At 65.3% G+C, this 25226-nt stretch carries 17 protein-coding genes; 16 read left to right on the forward strand and 1 reads right to left on the reverse strand.

The window, feature by feature from the left end; translation table 11 throughout:
- The first annotated feature begins 74 nt into the window (after nt 1-74).
- The 4 genes from V9L17_RS06670 to V9L17_RS06685 all read left to right on the forward strand — a co-directional run bounded on the left by V9L17_RS06670 (nt 75) and on the right by V9L17_RS06685 (nt 4883).
- Entirely contained in the window at nt 75-1598 is a 1524-nt protein-coding gene (locus tag V9L17_RS06670) for an ATP-dependent DNA ligase (RefSeq protein ID WP_337350887.1), read from the forward strand.
- A 105-nt stretch (nt 1599-1703) separates the two neighbouring features.
- A complete protein-coding gene (locus V9L17_RS06675) occupies nt 1704-3341 on the forward strand; it encodes a LuxR C-terminal-related transcriptional regulator (RefSeq protein ID WP_337350888.1) in 1638 nt (545 codons plus the stop codon).
- Between the two features lie 91 nt (nt 3342-3432).
- Nucleotides 3433-3777, forward strand: coding sequence for a hypothetical protein (locus tag V9L17_RS06680; protein WP_337345628.1), 345 nt, complete (start codon nt 3433-3435; stop codon nt 3775-3777).
- The gene (locus V9L17_RS06685) at nt 3777-4883 is read left to right on the forward strand and encodes a flavin-containing monooxygenase (protein ID WP_337350889.1); all 1107 of its coding nucleotides are present in this window, start codon (nt 3777-3779) and stop codon (nt 4881-4883) included. The genes V9L17_RS06680 and V9L17_RS06685 overlap by 1 nt, the downstream gene beginning before the upstream one ends.
- Here the strand turns inward: V9L17_RS06685 and V9L17_RS06690 are convergent.
- A complete protein-coding gene (locus V9L17_RS06690) occupies nt 4852-5820 on the reverse strand; it encodes a DUF389 domain-containing protein (RefSeq protein ID WP_337350890.1) in 969 nt (322 codons plus the stop codon). The genes V9L17_RS06685 and V9L17_RS06690 overlap by 32 nt on opposite strands.
- A gap of 102 nt (nt 5821-5922) precedes the next feature.
- On the opposite strand from V9L17_RS06690, the gene V9L17_RS06695 reads away from it, so the two are divergent.
- From V9L17_RS06695 to V9L17_RS06750, 12 genes are all read left to right on the forward strand, one after another.
- The gene (locus V9L17_RS06695) at nt 5923-8028 is read left to right on the forward strand and encodes an acyltransferase family protein (protein ID WP_443198013.1); all 2106 of its coding nucleotides are present in this window, start codon (nt 5923-5925) and stop codon (nt 8026-8028) included.
- A gap of 258 nt (nt 8029-8286) precedes the next feature.
- The gene (gene guaB / locus V9L17_RS06700) at nt 8287-9798 is read left to right on the forward strand and encodes an IMP dehydrogenase (RefSeq protein ID WP_337345632.1); all 1512 of its coding nucleotides are present in this window, start codon (nt 8287-8289) and stop codon (nt 9796-9798) included.
- Between the two features lie 284 nt (nt 9799-10082).
- Entirely contained in the window at nt 10083-11444 is a 1362-nt protein-coding gene (locus V9L17_RS06705) for a WXG100 family type VII secretion target (RefSeq protein ID WP_337350892.1), read from the forward strand.
- Nucleotides 11441-11953: a hypothetical protein gene (locus tag V9L17_RS06710; RefSeq protein WP_337350893.1), complete on the forward strand. Its 513-nt coding sequence runs from the start codon at nt 11441-11443 to the stop codon at nt 11951-11953. The genes V9L17_RS06705 and V9L17_RS06710 overlap by 4 nt, the downstream gene beginning before the upstream one ends.
- Before the next feature lie 39 nt (nt 11954-11992).
- Nucleotides 11993-13852, forward strand: coding sequence for an ABC transporter ATP-binding protein (locus tag V9L17_RS06715; RefSeq protein ID WP_337350894.1), 1860 nt, complete (start codon nt 11993-11995; stop codon nt 13850-13852).
- A 111-nt stretch (nt 13853-13963) separates the two neighbouring features.
- Nucleotides 13964-15100, forward strand: a complete 1137-nt coding sequence (locus V9L17_RS06720) for a GuaB3 family IMP dehydrogenase-related protein (protein WP_337345636.1) — start codon at nt 13964-13966, stop codon at nt 15098-15100.
- Nucleotides 15101-15205: 105 nt separating this feature from the next.
- The gene (locus V9L17_RS06725) at nt 15206-16945 is read left to right on the forward strand and encodes a glycerol-3-phosphate dehydrogenase/oxidase (protein WP_337345637.1); all 1740 of its coding nucleotides are present in this window, start codon (nt 15206-15208) and stop codon (nt 16943-16945) included.
- Between the two features lie 45 nt (nt 16946-16990).
- On the forward strand, nt 16991-17479 hold the full coding sequence (locus V9L17_RS06730) for a PTS sugar transporter subunit IIA (protein WP_337345638.1): 489 nt from the start codon (nt 16991-16993) through the stop codon (nt 17477-17479).
- A gap of 281 nt (nt 17480-17760) precedes the next feature.
- Complete coding sequence (locus V9L17_RS06735; RefSeq protein WP_337350895.1) at nt 17761-18624, forward strand: SURF1 family protein; 864 nt, start codon at nt 17761-17763, stop codon at nt 18622-18624.
- Entirely contained in the window at nt 18621-19148 is a 528-nt protein-coding gene (locus V9L17_RS06740) for a DUF3817 domain-containing protein (protein ID WP_337350896.1), read from the forward strand. The genes V9L17_RS06735 and V9L17_RS06740 overlap by 4 nt, the downstream gene beginning before the upstream one ends.
- Nucleotides 19149-19247: 99 nt before the next feature.
- Nucleotides 19248-20837: a glutamine-hydrolyzing GMP synthase gene (gene guaA / locus V9L17_RS06745; protein WP_337350897.1), complete on the forward strand. Its 1590-nt coding sequence runs from the start codon at nt 19248-19250 to the stop codon at nt 20835-20837.
- 130 nt (nt 20838-20967) lie between these two features.
- Entirely contained in the window at nt 20968-25164 is a 4197-nt protein-coding gene (locus V9L17_RS06750; RefSeq protein WP_337350898.1) for an AAA family ATPase, read from the forward strand.
- Nucleotides 25165-25226 lie beyond the last annotated feature (62 nt).

A 25226-nucleotide genomic window follows, 5' to 3' on the forward strand; every position in this document is an offset into this window, starting at 1 on the left:
CTGCGGTCCCGGCCCTGTCCAGCATCGACAGTTACTCGTGTGCCCGTTATCGGACGGCGTGGCAGACTGGTGCCATGCTGCTCGACGAGCTCGTGAGGACCTCGGATGCCGTCGCGTCTACCCGCTCCCGGCTCGCAAAAATCGACGCACTGGCTGGCCTGCTGCGCCGCCTTGGGCCCGTGGACATCGCGCCGGCCGTTGGGTTGCTGATCGCCAAGCCACGGCAGGGCCGCGTGGGGATCGGCTGGCGCGGCATGTCGGCGGCCATGGGGGAGCCGGCCGCCGAGCCGAGCCTGACCGTTGCCGACGTCGATACGGCACTGGACCGGTTGCTCCTCATCGCAGGCGCCGGATCCGCGGCGGAACGCGCCGCGATCCTCCGGACACTTACGGCGGCAGCCACCGAGCGTGAGCAGTCCTTCATTGCGGGCGTGCTGCTCGGTGAGTTGCGTACTGGGGCGCTTGAGGGCGTGCTGACGGACGCCGTTGCCCGCGCCGCGGACCGGCCCGTGGAGGCCGTACGCCGCGCGGCGATGCTCTCCGGCGATCTCGGCCAGACCGCCCTGCTGGCCATGACGGGCACGGCAGCCCAGCTTGACGCCGTCGGCCTCGTCGTCGGGCGTCCGGTGCAGCCCATGCTCGCCTCCACTGCGGCCAGCGCCAGCGAAGCCCTGGAGGCAACAGGGGAGGCGTCCGTGGAATACAAGCTCGACGGCGCCCGCATCCAGGTGCATCGGCTCGGCGACGATGTGCGCATCTACACACGCACCCTGGCTGAAGTGACCCACCGGCTGCCCGAAGTAGTGGAGGTAGTGCGCGCACTGCCGGTCCGTGAGGTGATCCTCGACGGCGAGACCCTCACCCTCGACGAGGACGGCGGCCCGCGGCCGTTCCAGGAGACCATGGCGAGGTTCGGGGCGGATGCGGCACGCGCCGCGGTATTGCACCCGTGGTTCTTCGACGTGCTGCATATCGACGGGCGCGACCTCCTCGATGAGCCGCTCGCCACGCGGATCGGCGTCCTTGAGCGCATCGCCCCGGCGCACCGGATCCCGGGGGTGATCACGGCGGATGCGGACGTTGCTGAGCGGGTGTCCCGCGATGCGCTCGCCGCGGGCCATGAGGGCGTGGTGGTAAAAGCGGTCGGGTCGGCCTACGCTGCCGGCCGGCGCGGTTCCAACTGGATCAAGGTAAAACCGGTGCTCACCTACGATCTTGTGGTGCTCGCCTGCGAGTGGGGGTCGGGACGGCGCTCCGGGCTGCTGTCGAACTTGCACCTCGGCGCCCTCGATCCGACCGGTGAGTTCGGCGAACCCGGTGGCTACGTCATGGTGGGCAAGACCTTCAAGGGCCTTACCGACGCGCTGCTGCGCTGGCAGACCGAAAGGTTCCAGGAGATCGAGGTGCGGCGCACGGCGAACACTGTCTGGCTGGAACCCGTCATAGTTGTTGAGATCGCGATCGACGGCGTCCAGCAGTCTTCGCGTTATCCCGGCGGAATCGCCCTTCGGTTCGCACGCGTCAAGCGCTACCGGGACGACAAGACGGCAGCGGACGCCGACACGATCCAGACGCTGCGCGCGCTGCTGCGCTCGTAGGTTGTGCCCGCTCGCCAGCGGGCGTACCGTGGCGCTTAACTACCGTCGCGTCCAACACGTGGAGGGGCTGAACCGCTGGGTGGACGGTATCCGAAAGGCAGCCAGATGACAGCTGAGGCGGGCATTGACCAGGGCCGGGCGGCGTTCCGCGAGAACCGCTGGACCGATGCCTTCGAGAGCTTCCGTGATGCCGACCAGCAGGGCGGACTGCCTGCACCGGACCTTGACCGGCTTGCCGTCGCGGAAATCCTGACCGGCAACACAACAGCCGGTCTGGACACCCTCACCCGGGCACATGAAGAGTACCTGGTCGTCGGCGACGTTATCGGCGCCGCCCGGTGTGCCGGCTGGATGGGGATGCAGCTGATGAACCTAGGAGAGGCAGCCCGGGCCGGGGGCTGGTTTGCCCGCGGCCAGAGGTTGGTGGACGAACTGGCTGAGCCCGATGCCGTCCAGGGCCTCCTGCTCCTCCCGATGGGCCTCGGCAAGCTCTACGGCGGTGATCCGGCGGGCGCTCTTCAGGTTTTCTCCCAGGTGGCGGACTTCGGCCAGAAATTCCAGGACAAAGACCTGTCAGCCTTGGCACTCCTCGGGACCGGCCAGGCGACCCTCATGCTCGGGCACCCCGACGAAGGCCTCCGGATGTTCGACGAAGTCATGGTGGCAGTGACGGCCGGGGAACTGTCTCCAATTCCTTCTGGAATCATTTACTGCGCCGTTATTGGCAACTGCCACCTGGCCTTTGACCTGGAGCGGGCATTGCAATGGACAACGGCACTGGACCGCTGGTGCAACGCCCGCCCTGACATGGTGGCCTTCAGCGGGCAGTGCCAGTCGCACCGCGCGGAAATCTTCCGGCTGCACGGGGCCTGGGCCGAGGCGATGGAGGCGGCGGCAGCAGCCCAGGGACGTTCCACCCGGGGTGACCCCCAGGCGCTTTATGGCGGCTACTATCAGCAGGGCGAAGTGCAGCGGCTCACTGGCAAGCTGGAGGACGCCGACGCTTCCTACCGGCAGGCCGCCAGGAGCGGCTTTGAGCCGCAGCCCGGCATGGCGCTCCTGTGGTTGGCCCGCGGAGACGCGAAGCAGGCGCAGTCGATGATCCGCCGGGCGGTCAGCGTGGCCGACGTCGCAACCCGCCGGAACCTGTTGCCCGCCCTGGTGGAGATCGAGTTGGCCGCACCCGACCTGGAAGCGGCGAGGCGGGGCGCCGACGAGCTGGAAGTCTTTGCCCGCGAATGCCCGATGCCCATGGTCCGGGCGGTTGCCGACCAGGCCGACGGCGCGGTCCGGCTCGCTAACGGCGATCCGGCGGGTGCGTCACCAGCACTGCGGAATGCCTGGAAGCTGTGGCTGGATCTCGGCGTGCCCTACGAGGCCGCGCGCTGCCGCGTACTCATTGGGCGTGCGTGCCGGGCGCTTGGTGACGAGCCCTCGGCGCTGATGGACTTCGAGGCCGCGCATGCTGAGCTCCTGGAGTTGGGCGCTGCACCTGCCGCCGCCTGGGCCGCCTCGCTCATGCGGGATGGCGCCGACGCCGGACCAAAGGGTCCGCTGTCCCCGAGGGAGAGGGAAGTCCTTCGGCTCGTTGCTTCCGGCGAGGGCAACCGGGCGATAGCCGCTGAACTTTATCTGAGCGAAAAGACGGTGGCCCGGCATATCAGCAACATCTTCCTGAAGCTTGGCCTTTCCTCCCGGGCGGCGGCCACAAGGTATGCGTTTGAGCATGGGCTGGCGGGCTAAGGGGCTGCACAAAAATACCCACAATGCCCCCGGGCAGAGTTACATGATTAGGCCGACGCGGGCGGGCTGGCCCCGATCGTAGCCTCAAAGCATGAACCTTCCAGTCCTTGCCGGCACACTTTCGACAGTGCTGTTTGCTTTGGGAATGCTGCCGATGCTGGTCAAAGCGGCCCGCACACGGGACCTCGCCTCCTACAGTCTGGGGAACCTGGTACTGAGCAATGTGGCCAATGCTGTTCATTCCATCTACGTCTTCAACCTGCCCGCCGGCCCGATCTGGGCACTCCACCTTGCCTATGTCCTCGCGTCCGCGCTGATGCTGGCGTGGTGGTGGCGCTACAGGGAGACAGGACATGGAGCGGCAGGGAGCCCGGCCGCTGGAACACGGGAAGGTTCAGCCGCAGGAATCAACTTCAGTGAAAAAGGAGCGCAGTGATGAACAACGAAGACGTGACCGGAATGCTGGACACGATGATCATCGGAGGCGGCCAGGCCGGTCTTGCCATGGGCTATTACTTGAAAGAACAACAACGGAAGTTCCTGATCCTCGACGCTAACCCCAGGGGCGGAGACGCCTGGCGCCAGCGGTGGGATTCGCTCAGGGTCTTTACTCCGGCCAAGTACGACGGGCTCCCGGGCGCGCCGTTCCCGGCTGACCCGCTGACCTTTCCCACCAAAGATGAAGTGGCCGAGTACCTTGAGGGCTACGCCGCGCAGTATGACCTCCCAGTTATCAACGGAGTCCGCATCGAACGCCTGTGGCGGGAAGGGGACCGCTACATTGCCGTCGCCAACGGCCGCCGCTGGGAAGCGCACAATGCCGTCGTGGCGACGGGATGCAGCCAGGCCCCCAAGGTGCCTGGCTTCGCCGCGGAGCTGTCGCCGTCCATCGTCCAGATCCACTCAAGCGAATACCGTAACCCCCGGCAACTGCAGGACGGCCCGGTATTGGTAGTAGGTCTGGGGAACTCCGGGGCGGAGATCGGCATCGAAGTGTCCAGGACACATCAGACGATCGTGGCGGGCAAGCCCGGCGGGGAGATCCCGGTAAAGCACGGCCCGACGGCGGCAAGGTACTTCCTGCCCGTCGTGCGCTTCCTGGGTCTGCACATCCTCACCCTCAACACACCGATCGGACGCAAGGCGGCCCCGTCCTTCAAAGCACACGCCGCTCCGCTGATCCGCACCAAGTCCAAGGACCTCGCCAACGCAGGCGTCAGCCTCGTGCCACGGGCGGCAGGGGTGGACAACGGAATGCCCGTCCTGGCGGACGGTACACGGCTGGAAGTATCGAACGTCATCTGGTGCACCGGGTTCAAAGATGATTTCAGCTGGATCGATCCCGCCCTCCTGGACGACGGCGGGCTGCCCCGGCAGGAACGCGGTGTGGCCCTTGATTCACCTGGCCTGTTCTTCCTGGGACAGGAATTCTTGTTCGCGGCGGTATCGGCCACGCTTCCCGGAGTCAGCCGCGACGCCCGCTACCTGGCCAGGAGGATCCCGGTATCCGTCACCCGCGAGTCCGCCGCATCTTCCATTTGAGCTGGCGCGCCGTGTCCGCAGGCAGCCGACTGGAGACCAGCCGATAGAAAACCAGCACTGCCACGGCCGCGGCCACGATCCCCACCAAGTTGACCAAAAGCTGCAGCGCAGAACCTGCAGCTTTCTGGTATTCGCCGAGGACCAGTGCCACCGCGACGAATCCGGCCGCCGGCACTGTGGTCACCGAAATGAAAACACCGATGAGGGCAGCCGAACGCCGGCTGATGACCGACAACATCCCGGCCGCCCCCGCCAGCACGGCCACGATCAGCGAGTACGGCCCCGGATGGTAAATAAACTCCACCGCGGAACCGGATTTGAGGACATCGGCCGGAAAGAGCCCAAGCGGGACGGACAGCCAGGCGCTCAGGGCCGCCAGAAGCATGGCCACCGGGAAACCGACGCCAAGCGCGACGGCGGCACGTCGCCCCAGCCGCCAGCGGCCCCGGGCCACCGCGACGGCCAAGGCGGCCAGGGGGCCGAATTCCGGCCCCACCGCCATGGCACCCACAATGGCGATCGTTGAATCGGTCACAATGCCGATGGCGGCAAGCTGCGTTGCCAGTACGAGGAAGGCGAGGTAGCTCCACGTCAGCCGGGAGTCCTCACCGGTCTGCCGCGTCACCTCGTCCCAGATCATGGCGTCAGCCCCGTCACCGGGCGCCGCTTTCTCGGCCGCGTCCGCGCGGCGGGACAGGACCAGTTCCGGCATGGAGACGGATATGGACCCCGCTTCGTGCACTTTGAGGACGTGCAGTTTCTCCAGTAACTCCTCCACAGCTTCACGGGCGACCTGGACCTCGAGGACATCCCCGGGAGGAAGGATGGACGCCCCCACAAGACGCGCGACTTCGGCGGTTCCGGTCTGCCCGGCACAGCATTCCTGCACGACGCCGGAGAGCTCTCCGGGAACACAAATGCGCATCTGGACTATCACGTCAGATCCCTTTCCTGGCTTGGTGACAGCATAGTTTCCCGGCCAAGTTGACTACGTAGACTGGCCGGCCCTGATTGGTCATCGAAATTACGGATCGGTAACATGGAAGCTTTGGTTGCCCGCTGCGAGAGGTCTTTTGTGTCGATTGCGAGAACCACGCCCGCTCCCGGTCGTGCGAATGAAGCGACCCCCAAGGGACGCAAAGCGACCTTCCGGCCGGAAGTCCAGGGCCTCAGGGCGCTCGCAGTCCTGATGGTGGTGACTTACCACGTGTGGCTGGGACGGGTCTCCGGGGGCGTGGACATCTTCCTGCTCATCTCAGCATTCCTGCTAACGCTATCCTTCGTCCGGAAGGTCGAGGCCGGCAAACCCCTGAACCTCATCCGGCACTGGCTGCACCTCTTCAAGCGGCTGCTGCCTGCCGCCGTCGTGGTTTTGCTTGGCATCCTGGCAGGCACGTGGCTGATTCTGCCGCAAAGCCGCTGGCCCGGCCTCCTTGACCAGGCCTGGGCCTCGCTGCTCTACCGGCAGAACTGGCTGCTGGCCGATACCGCCGTCGACTACTACGCCCAGGACCACTCCGGAGCCAGCCCGCTGCAGCACTTCTGGTCGCTGTCCATCCAAGGCCAGGTCTTCATCCTCTGGCCGCTCGTATTCGCCGGCTCGGCGCTCGTATGGCGGTGGCTACGGCGCCGGAACAACGCCAGTTACCGGCTGGTCCTGGTGGCGGCCTTCTCCGCGATTTTCCTGGCGTCGTTGGCCTATTCTGTCGGACAGACAGCCACCAACCAGGCCTACGCCTACTTCGACACCCGGACGAGGCTGTGGGAATTTGCCCTGGGCTCGCTGCTTGCACTGGTACTGCCCTACGCGAAACCCGGTAAAGCGCTTCGCGTAGTGCTCGGTTGGACCGGCCTGGCAGCCATGGTGTCCTGTGGCCTGGTGCTGACCGTGGACCGTTCCTTCCCGGGCTTCATTGCCCTGTGGCCAACCCTGGCGGCGGCCGCGATCATCGTTGCAGGCCAGAGCGGAAGCCGGTTCGGCGTGGACAGGCTGCTGAGCTGGAAGCCGCTCGTCGCCCTGGGCGACAATTCCTACGCCCTGTACCTGTGGCACTGGCCGGTGCTTGTCCTTGCGCTGGCCGCTACCGGGATCGAGAAGCCAGGGCCGGGCCAGGGCCTGGCCGTTGTGGCCGCGTCCATCGTCCTCGCGGTGCTCACTACCCGCTTTGTAGAAAAGCCGCTCCGTGAATGGCACTGGCCGCAGAAGCGGTCCTGGCGTACCGCCGTCGTGGTTGCCGCCTGCTGCGGGATGCTCGCCGGTCCGGTTGCCGTGTGGCAAACCACGCTCACGGCGGAGGAGGCTGCCGCGGCGGCGCAGCCCCGTGAGTTGACCCCGGGGGCCGCCTCCCTGGCGCCCGAGAATGCCGGCAAACCCACGCCGGAAGCCCGAATCATTCCTGCCCCGGCGGCCATGAAGGACGAATGGGCGGATATCGACGGGCTCTGTACCGATGCCAACGTTCCCTCGGACCCGCTGTTGTCCGGATGCCTGCAAAACACCAAGCCGGAAACCGTCACGAAAAAGATCGTCGTGCTGGGTGACTCCCATGCCCAGCAGTACATGGCCGCACTGGGCCCGATCGCCAAGGAGCGCGGCTGGGAAGTGGTGACGCTGCTCAAGGGGAACTGCCGCTTCGGCGCCGAATCGCCCGAACGGGATGAGGAGTGCAACGCCTTCAACAGGGCCAGCGCAGCCTACGTCATGGAACACCGGCCGGACGCGGTGTTTACGGTTGCCTCGCTGACGCACGCGGAGGCACCGTTCGAAACCGAAGTTCCCGGCTACCTTGACGGCATCCGGCCCTTCACGCAGGCCGGGATGGACGTGGTGGGAGTCCGGGACAACCCCCGATTCCACATCAACATGCCCGAGTGCGTCCAGAAACACGGACCGGACGCGCCGGAATGCAATGCGCCACTGAATGAGTCCTTGGCCGAGTCGTCGCCGCTGGACAGGTATCGCGGCCAGGTGGACGGGCTGCACCTGATGGACCTGAGCGACTTCATCTGCGCCGGCGGCACCTGCCCGGCCGTGGTGGGAAACGTTTACGTGTACAAGGACGATAACCACCTCACCAAGACCTACGTGCAGAGCATGATCCCCATGTTTGAGGAACGGCTCCTGGCCGCTACCGGCTGGACTTAGGGATTCCTTTCCGCGGAGCCGGTGTAGACGTGCGGGCCACGGAGCCGGTGGGGACGGTGCCGTTGCTCACATTGCCCTCCCGGAATAGGGGGATCGGCGCGGAGGTTCTAATATTTACTCAATACTTTCTGCACTGAACCCCGTGTCCGAAGTACCCCCGCACCGCAACCCATGCACGGACCAGTCCCGTAATGACGGGCTGGTCATCAGCTGCAACCCCTACCCGTGACCCCCGCAACCAAGGTAAGAGGCGCACTCATGACCCAGCCCGCACACGATCCTTTCGGCTTTGTCGGCCTGACGTACGACGACGTCCTGCTGCTCCCCGGCCACACCGACGTCATCCCCTCCGATGCCGACACTTCTTCCCGGATCTCCAAGCGGATCACGGTGCAAACCCCGCTGCTGTCCGCGGCAATGGACACGGTGACCGAATCCCGGATGGCCATCGCGATGGCACGCCAGGGTGGTCTTGGGGTAGTGCACCGCAACCTGTCCATCCAGGACCAGGCCGACCAGGTGGACAGGGTCAAGCGCAGCGAGTCGGGAATGATCACCAACCCGCTGACCATCGGCCCTGAGGCCACACTGGCGGAGCTTGACGAGATCTGCTCCCAGTACCGCGTTTCCGGCCTGCCTGTAGTGGATGAGGGCATGCGGCTCCTGGGCATCGTCACCAACCGCGACACCCGCTTTGTGCCAGAGGCAGACTTCCCGCTGCGGCTGGTCAGCGACGTCATGACCAAAATGCCGCTGGTCACCGGCCACGTGGGCATCAGCCGCGAAGAAGCCTCCCACAAGCTGGCCACCAACAAGATCGAAAAGCTCCCCCTCGTCGACGAGCAGGGCCGCCTCAAGGGACTGATCACCACCAAGGACTTCACCAAGGCCGAGCAGTACCCGCTCGCCACCAAGGACGAGGAAGGCCGCCTCCGGGTCGGTGCGGCCATCGGCTTCTTCGGCGACGGCTGGGAACGGGCCATGGCACTCGTTGACGCCGGCGTCGATGCCCTCTTCGTGGACACCGCCAACGGCCACTCGCAGGGCGTGCTGGACATGATCCGCCGCCTGAAGTCCGATCCTGTAGCGGCGCACGTGGACATCATCGGCGGCCAGGCCGCCACTCGTGAAGGCGCACAGGCGCTGATCGACGCCGGTGCCGACGGCATCAAGGTGGGCGTGGGCCCCGGCTCCATTTGCACCACCCGTGTGGTGGCCGGGGTAGGCGTCCCGCAGATCACAGCTATCTACGAATCCTCGAAAGCAGCCATCCCGGCAGGGGTTCCGCTGATTGCCGACGGCGGCCTGCAGTACTCGGGCGACATCGGCAAGGCGCTGGTTGCCGGCGCTGACACCGTGATGCTCGGCTCCCTGCTTGCCGGTTGCGACGAGTCCCCGGGCGAGCTCATCTTCGTCAACGGCAAACAGTTTAAGAGCTACCGCGGTATGGGCTCCCTGGGTGCCATGCAATCACGCGGCAAGAACACCTCCTACTCGAAGGACCGCTACTTCCAGGCTGACGTCTCCGGCGACGACAAGCTGATCCCCGAGGGCATCGAGGGCCGCGTAGCCTACCGCGGGCCGCTGGCATCCGTGGCGTACCAGCTTGTGGGCGGCCTGCGCCAGACCATGTTCTACGTCGGCTCACCCACGATCGCGGAGCTGAAGGCACGCGGTAAGTTTGTGCGCATCACTCCGGCCGGGCTCAAGGAATCGCACCCGCACGACATCCAGATGACGGTTGAGGCACCGAACTACGGTTCGCGCTAGTCCCCGGCGCCTCCCTGGCCTTGCTTCACTGCGGCCAGGGAACCCGGGCGCCGTGGGCCCACCCGTCGCCTGACTGGCCTCGCAAGCTCGGCCAGGGAACCCGGCCGCCGTGGGCCCACCCGTCGCCTCCCTAGCCTCGCAAGCTCGGCCAGGGAACCCGGGGCGCTGTGGGTGGCCAGGCTTAGTTCGACTGCAAAGGAGGTGGGGAGTTCTCCCCACCTCCTTTGGCGTCCCACCCTTGTATATTCGATGGAGTAAAGCTCGATCGATCTGGGGGGAACAGGTTGTCCAATGGCTTCACTGGCGCTGACGTCGCCCAACTTCGGCAACTGGCGGCAGCCATGCATGGCGCGGGCAACAGGCTGCAGCTACAACTGGGCACTTTCAACACCCGCGTTAATGGCACCCTCTGGCCCGGCCCCGATGCAGAGCAGTTTCGCCATGACTGGAAAACCAGCCACACCTTGGTCCTTCGGGAGGCCGTCCTTTTCCTCCACCAGTCGGCTGATGAACTAACACGTAACGCCGACGAGCAGGAGGCAGCCAGCCTGCCGGGCGGATCCGGGCCCTCGACAGGCCCCGCCGGCTCCTCTAACGGCACCAGCGAGTACACTTCCGGTCCGGTCCGGCCGGATGACCTCATGGGAAAGTCTGCGGCGCAGATCAAGGACTGGTGGTCAGGCCTGACCGCGGGGCAGAAGCAGGCGTTCATCCGTAACTACCCCGTGGAGGCAGGCAATACGAACGGCATCCCGTTCGATGCCCGCGTAGAGGCGAACCGCATCAATGCACAAAACAGGATTGATTGGCTCAACGAGAACGATCCCGAGCCGAGGTTCAACCCGTTCCTTATGGATGCCGGCTATCCGCAACGGTTCACCGATGAACACAAAGCATGGGAAAAGCGCCAGTCCTACCTGCAAAGAGTGGTGGACGGAAAAATCAGGCTGGCCGCCTACGATCCCGCCGCTCAGTCGATCGTGGAGCTGAAAGGCACCTATGACGAGAACACGACGACCGTTATCACCTACGTCCCCGGCACCACTACCAATGAGGCATCGTTCCATGACGGTGGACCCCAACGGTTGCCAGCCCGCCTGGTCGAGGACGACCAATCCGGGGGAACTGCGGCGTTCGTCTACAAGGGGTCGGAATTTCCCGACGGCGACCCGGTAGAGGCCTTCCTGGTGGAGGCCAAGAGCGATGAGTTCGTAGCCCGCTCTGCGCCGGTCCTGCGGGCCTTCCAGGGCGCCGTGGATCTCGAGCTGCCACCCGGTGCCCAATCCGTGGGTGTAGGCCATAGTTGGGGAGTCCGGAACCTCACCGGGGCGGAAAATGAAGGAGCGCACTACGACAAGCTGCTCGCCCTGTCCGGTGCCGCTATGCCGCCTGGCTGGGTGCCCGATCCAGGCACCGAGTACTCCAGTTTCACCTACCCCGATATCCTGCTGACCGCTGAAGCGAATGGGGTTGCGGGGGAGAACTACCCAATGAAGGAGCCGGCCTTTGAAAAGCACGTGTATGAGCCACCAGGGGGCAACGGATGGACAGAGTTCTACAGCATCGACAACCACAGCCTCATCGCGACCACCTACGAGGAAAATGACCAGGCTTTGAGGGATATGCGCAAGGAGATTCGCCAGTGATCGACCCATCCAAGGCAGTCCGGGGAGCGTGGGCGGCCGCTGCCATCGGCTTGGCTCTCAGCCTGGCATCGTGCGGAGTAGAGGAAGCGAATAAAGGGATGTCCAATATGACTTTGGAAGAGGCAAAAACGAAACTGTTGGCCCTCCAGCATCAAATAATTGACATGGTTCCCGAGGAACTGGTGGTATCCGTCTTCGAGAACGACTCCTCAAGCCTGTTGAGCTGCCAGGGAGACAAGAAGAAATGGACAGGCACCGGTCAGGTGGAACTTCAGCCTGGCCTGGACAGGGACAAGTTCCTAGACCAGGTGCGTGACAGAACCAAGGGCATGCAGGGTTGGACGGTGAAGGACGACTCCGACAGCGATGGCGCCCGTACTGTGGACATCCTGCACGATGACGGCACGCACCTGATTGTTGGCATCTGGGACGGACCCGAGAGCGTCCAAATTGATGGCTTCAGCGCCTGTTTTGATCTTCCCGATTACGAGTACGGCGAAAAGTATTAGCCGCACCACTGTTTCAGGGCGCCGAACTAGGCTGTATTCATGCCCGAACCACACCATCCCGCTGAGCTGAGTCCCAAACGGGATCCCCAGCGGAAGCTCTCCGTCCGGCCGTACGCCCGGGCCGTGGCGCAGGTCCTGCGGGTCAGTTTCCGGGCTTCGCCTGCCGCCGTCGTGATGAAGATTGTCGGTTCGCTGATCTCGGCGCTGCTTCCCCTGGTCACCACCTACTTCGCTGCGTTGACTACCACTGCCTTGGCAGCGGCGTATTCCGGCGACGCAGCCGCGGGCCAGCAGGCAATTATCTACGTCATCATCACCGCGGCGCTGGGACTGTTCTGGGGTGCCTTCAGCAGCGTGGACCGGTACATCCAGCAGCTCATGAGCTTCAAGGTGGGCGCCATCGTGGGCGACCTCATGTACGAGCGGTTCCTGGCCCTCGAATTCTGGCGCTACGACGACAAAGAGACCGTTGACCTCTATGACCGCGCCAAGCGGTTCTCTGACTCCTACGCCCGGGTCCTGGACCGCATCGCGGCGATCTTCACCCAGCTCGTGTCGGTGATCCTCGCCGTCGGCGCCCTGCTGCTGGTGAGCTGGTGGATCGCCGTCATCGTGCTGGTCGCGATCGTCCCAAGCGTCTACCTGCAGTTCAAACTTTCGCGGGAGCAGATCGCCCACTGGAACACCCAGGTGGACTCGCGCCGCCAGCGCCGCATGATCGAGACCAATCTCCTGCGCCCGCAGCACATCGCCGAGATGCGGCTGTACGGGATCGTGGGCTACCTGATGGACTTCCGGTCCCGGTTGCGGGACGCGGACGAGCGCCGTCGGCTGGATTTCCAGAAGCGGTACATCCCGAAGCAGTTGGCCGCCGACGCCCTGCAGTACGGCGCGGAGGTGGTGTCGCTGATCTGGGTGGTGGGTCAGATCATTGCCCGTGCCCAGCCCGTGGGTCAGTTCCTGTACGTCCAGCAGATCGTCAGCCGGGCACTGTCCACAGCCAACAACCTGGTGTCGTCGCTGAGCTCCATCGACGAGGACCTCGCGAACCTCAAGGACTACGAACTGTTCATGGCGCTGCCTGTCCACTCACGGCACGCGCCGCCGCTGTTGCAGGCCCCTCGGACGGTGGAACTCAGGGACATCCACTTCACCTACACCGGCAGCGACATCGAGGTGATCCGCGGTATCAGCATGACCATCCGGCAAGGCCAGCACATCGCCATCGTGGGAGAGAACGGGGCCGGAAAATCCACCCTGATCAGGATCCTGGCGGGGCTTTATGCTCCGGATTCAGGGCAGGTAATGCTCGACGGCGTGGACCTCGCCGCCGTCGATGTCACCTCCTGGCACCGCCACCTGGCAGTGCTGAGCCAGGAGTTCCTGAAGTACGAATTCGCCACCGCGGCGGAAAACATCTACTTCGGCGACGTCGATTCCGCGAAGGACGACGGCCGGATCCGACGGTCGGCGGAAGACGCCGAAGCTCTGGAATTCATCAACAAACTGCCCAACGGCCTGGATAACCACGTCAGCAACTGGATGGAAGATCCGCGCGGACGCAAGGGCAGTGGACTCTCCGGCGGCCAATGGCAGCGGCTCGCGATGGCCAGGAACTTCTACCGCGACGCGTCTTTTATGGTGATGGACGAGCCAACCTCGGCCATCGATGCGCTGGCCGAACACCGCATCTTCACAAGGCTGTTCGCGGACCGCAGCAGCACGATCATCGCCATCAGCCATCGCCTGGCCACGATCGAAAAGGCCGATATTGTCTACATGCTCGAAGACGGCCGGATCGTGGAACAGGGGACCCACAAGGAGTTGGTGGCCTTGCGGGGCCGCTACTTCAGGATGTTCGAATCCCAGCTCAGTTTCGACGCTCAGAGCGAGCCATAGGCCACGTTGCCGTAACGAACCGGCCCCGCGGCCGTCAAAGATCCTCCCTTCGCCCACCGGGCCACGCTCCACCGGCCGTGGCAGGGGGGCCGGCTGGGATAACCTAGAGCAGTGACTTACGAGATCGAGATCGGCCGTGGCAAGCGTGGGCGTCGTGCCTACTCCCTGGATGACATTGCGATTGTCCCTAACCGTCGTACACGCGACCCCAAGGACGTCTCCGTGTCGTGGCAGATCGACGCCTATAAGTTCGATATGCCGGTCATTGCTGCACCCATGGACTCGGCCATGTCCCCTCAGACAGCCATCGAGTTGGGCCGCCTCGGCGGGCTTGGTGTCCTGGACCTCGAAGGCCTGTGGACCCGGTACGAGGACCCGCAGGCGGTCCTGGACGAAATCGGTGCCCTTGAGGATGAGATCAACAGCCCCGCCGTCACCGGACGCATGCAGGAGCTCTACCGCGCCCCCATCCAGCCCGAGCTGATCACGACACGCCTCGCGGAGATCCGTGCCGCCGGCGTCACCGTGGCCGGGTCACTGACACCGCAGCGCACCCAGGAACACTACAAAACCGTGGTGGCCGCCGGCGTCGACATCTTTGTCATCCGCGGCACCACCGTGTCTGCCGAACACGTCTCCAAGGACCACGAGCCGCTGAACCTTAAGCAGTTCATCTACGAACTGGACGTGCCCGTGATTGTCGGCGGCGCTGCCGGCTACACCCCGGCGCTGCACCTGATGCGCACCGGCGCTGCCGGGGTCCTGGTGGGCTTTGGTGGCGGCGCCACCACCACCACGCGCCGTGCCCTGGGAATCCACTCGCCCATGGCCTCCGCCATCTCCGACGTCGCGGCTGCCCGCCGTGACTACATGGATGAGTCGGGCGGGCGCTACGTGCACGTGATTGCCGACGGCGGGATGGGCTCCTCGGGCGACATCGTCAAGGCGATAGCCATGGGTGCGGACGCCGTGATGCTGGGCAGCGCACTCGCCCGCGCCGAAGAGGCGCCAGGCAAGGGCTGGCACTGGGGCCAGGAGGCCCACCACCTCGAATTGCCGCGTGGCGACCGCGTCAACGTTGGCACCGTAGGATCCCTGCAGGAGGTCCTCTTCGGGCCCGGCCACCACACCAACGGCACGTCCAACCTGGTCGGCGCGCTTCGCCGTTCGATGGCCACCACAGGCTACTCGGACCTCAAGGAATTCCAGCGGGTCGACGTCGTCGTCTCGCCTTACGCCGGAAACTGACCTGCGGCGGGGGCGGGTGGGAGGCCCTCCGGGCCCCGCCTGCCCAAGCATGCAGCTAGCAAGTAGTGTGGTTTACTACCTGCACCAGCGGCAACGGAGGCTTCCATGACGAGTGTTCCCAACACCAGCGGCACCCTGGGTCCGGCAGCCCGCGAAGAATCAATCGCGCGGCTGCGGGCCACGACCGAGCCCGGCAAGGAACTGGACATCCTCATTGTCGGCGGCGGCATCGTGGGTACGGGAGCGGCCCTGGACGCCGTGACGCGTGGCCTCAGCGTGGGGATCGTGGAGGCCAGTGACTGGGCGGCGGGAACATCTTCCCGGTCCTCCAAACTTATCCACGGCGGCCTGCGCTATCTCGAAATGCTCGATTTCGGCCTGGTCAAGGAAGCCCTGCACGAGCGCGGCCTGATCCTTTCCGTGCTCGCGCCGCACCTCGCCCGCCCCGTGCCTTTCCTCTACCCACTGACCAAGCCGTTCCTGGAGCGGCCGTACGTGGGCGCAGGGATTGCCCTTTACGATGCCATGTCCATCACCGGCGGGCATAGCCGCGGGGTGCCGTTCCACAAGCACCTGACCCGCCGCGGGACCCTCCGCGCCGCGCCCAGCCTGAAGGATGACGCCTTCGTTGGTTCCATCCGCTATTACGACGGCCAGGTCGATGACGCCAAATATGCCGCCAACCTGATCCGGACAGCCGCCTACTACGGCGCCCACGCAGTCAACCAGATGGCGGTAGTGGACTTCCTGCGCGAGGGCGAACGCGTGGTGGGGGCCAAGGTGGTCAACCATGAGGACGGCACGGAATTCAAAGTCCGGGCCAAGCAGGTCATCAACGCCACCGGTGTGTGGACGGACGAGACCCAGGCCATGGTGACAGAGCGAGGCCAGCTGAAGGTCCGCGCCTCAAAGGGCATCCACCTCGTAGTGCCGAGGGACAGGTTCCAATCCACCGTGGGCCTGATCCTGCGCACCGAGAAGTCAGTGCTGTTTGTCATTCCGTGGGGGCGGCACTGGATCATCGGAACCACCGACACTGACTGGAACCTCGACAAGGCCCATCCGGCGGCGTCCAGCAAAGACATCGACTATATCCTCGAACACGTCAACACAGTCCTGAAACGGCCGCTCACGCGTGAGGACGTGGAGGGGGTCTACGCCGGTTTGCGCCCCCTTCTGGCCGGTGAAAACGACTCCACCGCCAAACTGTCGCGCGAACATGTTGTAGCGCACCCCGTGCCCGGCCTCGTGGTGGTGGCGGGCGGCAAGTGGACCACCTACCGGATCATGGCCAAGGACGCCGTTGACGAGGCCACCCGCACCATGGACGAACGCGTGCCGCCCAGCTGCACGGAGACCATTCCGCTGCTCGGCGCCAGCGGCTTCAAAGCTGCCTGGAACCGGAGGAACCGGACGGCGGAGGAATCAGGGGTCCATGTGGCGCGGGTGGAACACCTGCTGAACCGCTATGGATCGCTGATACCGGAAGTGCTGGCCCTCATCGCCGAGAGGCCTGAGCTGGCCGAGCCCCTGCCCGGCGCCGACGACTACCTCCAGGCCGAGGCCGTATATGCCGCGACCCACGAAGGCGCCCGGCACGTCCACGATGTCCTGACTCGCCGGACCCGGATTTCGATCGAGGCGTGGGATCGTGGTGTCTCCGCGGTTCCGGTAGTCGCTAAACTTATGGGTGAAGTCCTTGGCTGGAGCGATGTGCAGCGTGAAAGCGAAATCAAGCACTACATTGCACGCGTAGAAGCCGAGCGGCTGAGCCAGCAGCAACCTGATGATGAGTCCGCCGATGCCGCACGAATGGGCGTCGACGACATCGTTCCCTTGCGCTGAGGGGCTCCACGCACCAGCATTCTCGCCTCACTGAAGGGACACGCCTTGGCGGAACCACTTGACCGGTACGATGCCGAACTCACCACTCCCGAAATGGTGATCCTGGAGCTTGAGGCATCGGACAAGGTGGACGCGGCCTCACAGCTCGCGGAGCGTCTTTACGCCGCCGGCAGGGTCACCGACCTGCCGGGCTTCCTCGAGCACGTCCATGCCCGCGAGCACCAGCTCGCCACTGGCCTGCCGGGCGGCATTGGCCTGCCGCACGCCCGCAGCGAATTCGTTTCCCGAACCTCCATCGCCGTTGGTATCACCAAGTACGGCCATGCGCTGGACTTTGGCGCCACCGACGGGCCGGCCACGGTCGTCCTGCTGATCGCCACCCCGGCGAGTTCCTTTTCGGACCACCTGGAAGTCCTCGCAACCCTGGCGCGCTCCCTGTCCAAGGAATCGTTCCGGGAGTCACTTCGCCGTGCCTACGACCCCGAAGTGATAGCAGAACTCATCAACTCAAGCCTGGTTTTCTTCGACCACTAAGGATTGGGTCAGGCCCTTTCGTGTCGACTCCGTCGCCACGCAGGGACCCGGCTGCCCCACTCTGGGGGCAGGCCCTTTCGTGTCGACTCCGTCGCCACGCAGGGACCCTGCTGCCCCACTCTGGGGGCAGGCCCTTTCGTGTCGACTCCGTCGCCACGCGGGGACCCTGCTGCCCCACTCTGGGGGCAGGCCCTTTCGTGTCGACTCCGTCGCCACGCAGGGACCCGGCTGCCCCACTCTCCGTTTAGTTGTTCTACGGCGGAACGAAGTACGGTTAAGGGGTGTGGAAAACAGCCCTCAAACCCCGATGGATCGCAGGCCTGGTGTTTGCGATTGCAGTATCCGGGGTCTTCGTCCTGCTCAGCCAATGGCAGTTCGGCAGGTCCACGCAAGCCGAGATTCCGGTGAACCCGGCCACCGAGACCGCACAGGCGCTGACCAGCACGCTGCAGCCCGGAGACTTCTTCCACGGCTCCGTGGCTGACCAGATGGTCACCGCCGAGGGGACGTACGACCCCGCGAAACAGGTTCTGATACCTGGCCGGCTGCATAACGGCGAGTCGGGCTACTGGGTCTTGACCGCGTTTGCCGTCAAGGGAGCGCCCGTCCTCAGCGGCGCCGGAGCCTCACCCGAAACCTGGATCCCGGTGGCCCGCGGCTGGGTGGCCGACCCCGCCGATGCCGCCGAACCGCCGTCGGGCCTTCTTGAACTGACGGGACGGCTCCTGCCGTCTGAGGCGCCCGTGCCCGAAACGGCGCCCGGACCCGGACGCGCCACGGCGGTCTCCGTGGCCGAACTCATCAACTACTGGGACGTCAGCAGCTACCCCGGTTTCATCGCAGCCACGGCCGAAGTGTCCGCCGGCAAGGACGTCAGCGCTGCCTCCATGGACGGTGACCTCAAGCCGCTGCGCATCGGACCCCAGCCACCTGCCCAGCAGATCAACTGGCTCAACCTCTTCTACTCCCTGGAGTGGGTGGTCTTCGCCGGCTTTGCCCTGTTTATCTGGTGGCGCCTCGTCAAGGACGATTACCGCCGGGACCTTGAAGACCAGTTCGACGGCGGCGAGGGCGCCGACGGCGACCACCATCACGTTCCAGCCAAGACACCTCCTGCACAGACCCAACAAAAGGTACAGCCATGATCGAACCCAAACCCGCCATGCAGGCACAGCCCACCGGTGACAGCAGCCAGGGTGGCGGAACCGCCGGCAAGGGCAAGAAGCGCCGCTTCGGCGGCACCGAGCAGCAGATCCGCTCGGCCCTGAAGTTCTACAAGGTACTGGCGTATCTCACCGGCGCCATGCTGCTGCTGCTTTGCGCCGAACTCATCGCCCGTTATGCGTTCGGCCAGTACTTGTTCGCCGGCGGCACCAACGCTGTCACCGGAGCGCCGTTCGGCCTGGGGTTCGCCGACGCCGAGCCCAAGGGCGTGGTGGGCGGCGTCAACATCTCTGTCACCGTGCTGATCGTCCACGGCTGGATGTACGTCGTGTACCTGATGTCCAACTTCCGCCTCTGGTCGCTGATGCGCTGGCCGTTCGCCAAACTGATCGTGCTGGCCCTGGGCGGCGTTGTCCCGTTCCTGTCGTTCATTGTGGAGAAGCGATTCCACGCGGAGGTCGAGGCGGAGCTGGCTGCCAACCCGCAGGCACCCCAGCGCTACTAGGGCGGCGGCACTGCGGCCGTACCGCCGTCGGACGTTTTGTCCGTCACACCGGCGGCCCTGGATGTGCGGCCGGGCAACCGCGCAAAGTAGGCTAGTACGGTGACTACTCCCACTGCATCCCAGACTTCCCAGAAGCCGGTGCTGGTTGTTGACTACGGTGCCCAGTACGCGCAGCTGATTGCCCGCCGCGTCCGGGAAGCGAATGTGTATTCGGAAGTGGTTCCGCATACCTACAGCACCGAGCAGCTCCTGGCCAAAAACCCGGCCGCCATCATCCTCTCGGGTGGCCCGTCCAGTGTCTACGCGGACGGCGCACCGTCCGTCGGCGCTGACCTCTTTGAAGCCGGGATTCCCGTCTTCGGCATCTGCTATGGCTTCCAGGCCATGGCCAATGCCCTGGGCGGAAAAGTCGACAAGACCGGCCTGCGCGAGTACGGCTCCACCCAAACCACCATCCTCGGCGAGGGCCGCTCCGTGCTGGAAGGAATGCCGCAGCACCAGAACACCTGGATGAGCCACGGCGACTCTGTTCACGAGGCGCCAGAAGGCTTCGAAGTGCTGGCCACGACCGCCGGCGCCGAAGTCGCAGCGTTCGCCAATGAAGAGAAGTGCCTGTACGGCGTGCAGTGGCACCCGGAAGTGAAGCACTCGGCCTACGGCCAGCAGGTGCTGGAAAACTTCCTGTTCAAGGGCGCCAAACTGGAACCCAACTGGACCACCGGCAACATCCTGGACGAGCAGGTGGAGCGCATCCGCAAGCAGATCGGCGATGCCCGCGTCATCTGCGGCCTCTCCGGCGGCGTCGACTCTGCGGTCGCGGCAGCACTTGTCCAGCGAGCCGTCGGCGACCAGCTGACCTGTGTGTTCGTGGACCACGGCCTGCTCCGCGAAGGCGAAGCCGAACAGGTGGAACGGGACTTTGTGGCGGCTACCGGCGTCAAGCTCTACGTCGCCAACGAGCAGGAGCGCTTCCAGGCCGCACTGGCCGGCGTCAGCGATCCCGAAACGAAGCGCAAAATCATCGGGCGTGAGTTCATCCGCGCCTTTGAAGAGGCTGAACTGGCCATCATCGCCGAGGCTGCGGCGCACGGCGAAAAGATCAAGTTCCTGGTCCAGGGAACGCTGTACCCCGATGTCGTCGAATCCGGCGGCGGTGAAGGTGCGGCCAATATCAAGAGTCACCACAACGTGGGCGGCCTGCCCGAGGACCTGCAGTTTGAGCTCGTCGAGCCGCTGCGGGCCCTCTTCAAGGACGAAGTCCGTGCCGTCGGCGCCCAGCTGGGGCTGCCGCAGGAAATCGTTGGCCGCCAGCCTTTCCCGGGGCCTGGCCTCGGCATCCGCATCGTCGGCGAAGTCACCAAGGAGCGCCTGGACCTGCTGCGCAAGGCGGACGCCATCGCCCGGGCAGAGCTCACAGCCGCAGGGTTGGACAACGACGTTTGGCAGATGCCGGTTGTCCTGCTGGCAGACGTCCGCAGCGTTGGCGTCATGGGTGACGGCCGAACCTACGGCCACCCGATCGTCCTTCGCCCGGTTTCCTCAGAAGACGCCATGACCGCGGACTGGTCACGGCTTCCGTATGACCTCCTGGCCCGGATATCCAACCGGATCACCAATGAGGTGGAAGGCGTTAACCGCGTGGTGCTGGATGTGACCAGCAAGCCGCCGGGAACCATCGAATGGGAATAGCGTCCTGACAGTGGCCGGTCTCCGAAGCGGAGGCCGGCCACTGGTCGCTATGCGGGGAATTACTCCGCAATTTGGCATGATCAGTGTTGCGGTCTCTCACTACGGCATCTTTGCGGCTACGCTCGAAAGTATGCCGGTATGGTCCAGGGCGTCACGTGAAAACGCAGAAAAGAAGGCAGTAGTGTCAGTTGGTCAAGGCCACCCGGAGGGCTCCGAGGAGTTCAGGAAATGGCTGTCCGGTCTCAAGCCCGTCACCGGGGCAGACACCATGCTGCGTTTCACCAAGACACCTGAGGGTTCCATCGACCTCACCCACGCCCACCCATCCGGTCTTGCCCAGCTGATGGCGGGCCGCCGCACGCGGCTCTCAACCCTGATCCGGGATCACCAGCAGTACGTGGTCGCGGCTCGGGCATCCCGGAACATCCGCTCCAAAATCTTCGAACTCGGCAATGACCGCGGTATCGACGCCGGCTACCTGTCCGCCGGTACGGTGGTGTGGACCTCCGCCGTCGGGGGTAAACCGCAGCGCATTTCCGCGCCGGTGATGCTCACAGCGATCTCCCTGACGGTGCGCCCCGGGGAAGATGACTACGAACTGCAGCTCACCGAACAGGCTCACATCAATCCGGCGCTGGTCCGTCACCTGAAGAACATCCACGGGATTGTGTTCGACGTCAACGCCGTCACCCGCCTGGCGTACAGCACTGCCCGCTTCGATCCACAACCGGTGCTGGACCGGCTGGCGACGCTCATCAGGCCGATTCATGGTGCGGAGGCGCAGCACAACCTGCTGGTCTCGACTTTCGCCGATCTGTCCGGAAATCTCGACGACCCATGGATCAACGAAGGGAACCCACTGGTTGCCGCCCTGGCTACGGCTGCCAGCGGTGCCGTAGTGGACGTGGACGAGCCGGACGTCTCCCGTTTCCCCGGCGTCGACCAGCGCCACCCAGCCGATGAACTGCTTCTGCTGGATGCTGACGCGCAGCAGCAGTACGTGCTGGACGCCGCCCGTGCGGGCGACTCCCTGGTGGTCAGCAGCCCGCCCGGAACGGGCCAGACGCAGACCGCCATCAACACCATCGGCACTCTGGTGGATGCTGGCAAGACCGTGCTGGTGGTCGGGGACCGCCGTGCCAGCCTCAACGAAGTGTCCGCCCAGCTGGAGACCCTCGGGCTTGAGTCCATCATGTTCCAGCTTTCCGGTACCGCTACTCCGCAGCAGCTCAAGGCGCAGCTCGTCCGGGCCATTGTCCGGAATGAGAAGTCCCTCGAGCCCCAGCTTGGCAACCTGCATAAAACCCTCACCGAACACCGCCACGCCCTGACGGACCATGTGGCGTCCCTGCACAACGTGCGGCAGCGCTGGGGGTGCTCGCCCTACCAGGCCATGCAGTCACTGGCTGAGTTAACCTCCATCCAGCCGGCCCCGGCCACCACGGTCCGGCTCAAGCGGAGCGTCCTGGACAACATCCGGGACCGTGACGAACTCGCCGGCCGGCTCCGCCGTGCCGCTGAGCTGGGCAGTTTCAGCCGCGCGTCCACCACCAGCCCCTGGCACGGGGCAAGGCTGCTCACCCGCAAGGAAACCGAAGAGGCCCAGCAGTTGGCCCGCTCCGTGGAGGAAAACCTGCCGGTCCTGCGCGAGAGGATGAACGCCGTTGCAGAGCACGCCGAAATCCGCCTTGGCCTTTCATTTGCCGAATGGGGTGAGCAGCTTGAGCTCCTCATGGCGGTGCGCGAAAGCCTGGACAAGTTCACGCCGGACATTTTCGACCGCCCTGTCCATGACCTGATTTCGGCGACCGCGTCCTCGGCGTGGCGGCGTGAGCGGAACATCGACATGGCGTCCATGCAGCGTTCCCGCTTGCGCCGCGTGGCGAAGGAGTACGTCCGTCCCGGCGTGCACATCGCGGACCTTCACAGCTCCCTGATCCTCGTGCAGGAACAGCGGGCACTGTGGTCCGGCTATGCCACAACCCAGCGCCACCCCGCCGTGCCGTCCGGCCTTGCCGAAATGAACATGATGTACCGGTCGCTGGACCGTGAGCTCACTGAGCTGGGGGAGGCCCTGCGCCATACGGAGGCGGGCGGCTCCCTGGCAACCACGCCATATCCGGAACTCATGGAACGCCTTGAGCGGCTGGTCGCCGACACCGAGACGCTGAAAACCCTGCCCGAGCGCACGCTGCTGGTAGAGAACATGCGCGAACACGGCTTGGGGGAACTCCTTAACGACCTCGCCGAGCGGGAGGTCCCGGCCGGGTCCGTGGCAGCGGAGCTTGAACTCGCTTGGTGGCAGTCCGCCCTGGAAGCCATGATCAGCGGCGACGACTACCTCGCCATGTCCGACGGCGACGCCCTCCGGCAGTTGGAGGCCGAATACAGGCTCGCCGACAACGCGCATGTCGCCAGCGGTGCCGCCCGCCTTCGCTGGGACCTGTCCGAGCGGTGGCGTGCCGCCATCGCCGAACATCCGCGCCAGGCTGCCCTGCTTCGGAGCCTGCTGAAGGACGGCCGGGTCACACTGTCCGCGCTGACCGCCCAAGCGCCCGCGCTGGTGCCCATGCTGGTGCCTGTCTGGTCCGTGAGCCCGTACCTGATGACCGGGCTTCTACCGGCCGAGCAACGCTTTGACGCCGTGGTTGTCCTGGACGCTGAAGCCACATCCCTCCAGGCAGTTCTGCCTTCCATCGCACGGGCCAAGCAGGTCATTGCCTTCGGTGATTCCCGGATTGCCAGCCCGCGTACATTCACTGTGGGAGTGGAAAGACTCGCAGCCGGCGAAACGGCACACCAACGGGTGGAGAGCGCCTTCTCCGCGCTGTCGGCCGTCCTGCCCGTCTGGCGGCTGAACTTTGTGTACCGGGCCGTCGACGAAGACCTGGTCCTCCAGCTCAGCAAGAACTTCTACGACGGCGGCCTCCGCCGACTCCCCGAAGGCCAGTCCGCCACGGGTCTGGACAGGGCGCTGCTGGTCGAGTACCTGCCGGACGGCACCGGGCTGCCCAGCGCCGACCACGAGGGTGTTGAATCCGTCGTGGCAGAGGTCAACCGCGTTGTACACCTGGTGTTTGAACACGCACGGCTCCGCCCGCGCACGTCACTGGCCGTTGTGACGGCCAGCCTCCGACATGCGGCCAGGATTGGCGAGTCCATCAGGCTGCAGCTGCCCAACCATCCCGGCCTCGCCGGGTTCTTCGGAGCAGGCCCCGAGTCCTTCCGTGTTGTTGATCTTGAGCGCGCGCAGGGCCTGGTCCGGGACCATGTGATCTTTTCGCCTGGCTTCGGACGCACGCCGCACGGCCGGGCCCTGCACAACTTCGGTCCTTTGTCCGCAGAGGGCGGCCGCGAAAAGTTCGCCCTCGCCATGACGCGCGCCCGCAGGTCCCTGCACGTACTGACCTGCTTCCGGCCCGAGGACCTGGACCACACCAGGCTGACCCACGGCGCGGTCGACCTCTACGAGCTGCTGGACCGCGAGATCGCCGGCAACACCAACCTTGGCACGCCTGCGTCCCGGGCAGCGGCCAGCGAGCAGGCGCTCGGCGCTGATCCGCTGGTAGCGGACCTCGGAGACCGCCTGCGTGCCCGCGGCGCCCGTGTCTGGCACCAGTACGACGGCGTCATTGACGTCGTAGCCGCGGCGGACCCGCTCAGTACTATGGGCCAGGACGACCCCGAGACCCCTTGGCCGGTGGCCATCGAATCCGACGGCACCGAGCAGTACCGGACCATGAGCGTCCGCGAGCGGAGCAGGCTCCGGCCCCAGCTGCTTGAGCGCCTCGGGTGGCGGTACATGCCGCTGTGGACCATTGAGGTCTTCACAGACCCGTCGGCCTGTGCTGACCGCATTGCCGGATATTTGGGCCTGGAGAAAGTGGTCCTGCCTGGCCGGGTCACTGCCTCAGCTAATTTCTTCGATGACGACGTCGACCCGCTTTCACTTGAGGCCTATGGGAATGTTGGCCTCGAGCCTGCCCGTCGCGTCCGGGCCGACCACCGGCAGCAGGTGCAGCCTGGCGCGCCGGAGAACCATCAGCACCGGGCCGCACGCCCGGATAAGGAGGAGGCGGTCATTATGACCCCAACACACGGCACCGCCGGTCCGGCCGGCGAGGGCACCGCGCAGGAAAACGCAGGCCAGGACAACACGGCGCACGAGGGCAAAGCATCCACTCCGGCCTCGGCGCAGGTTGCCACAGGCACCGAGGGCATCCTTCCCAACAAGGCCGCTGAAGACGATCCCCGCCGCTGGGGCGACGGTTCGGAGGACGACCACGACGCCTGGCTGAAGGAGCAGAAGCCGCCGCACTGGGGCTGACGGCCACGCGTCCATTAGGTCACCGCGAGACCTTTGCCTGAGGGGCGCCGCCCGACCGAGAC

The organism is Pseudarthrobacter sp. CCNWLW207 (assembly GCF_037203945.1).
Classification (GTDB): Bacteria; Actinomycetota; Actinomycetes; order Actinomycetales; family Micrococcaceae; genus Arthrobacter.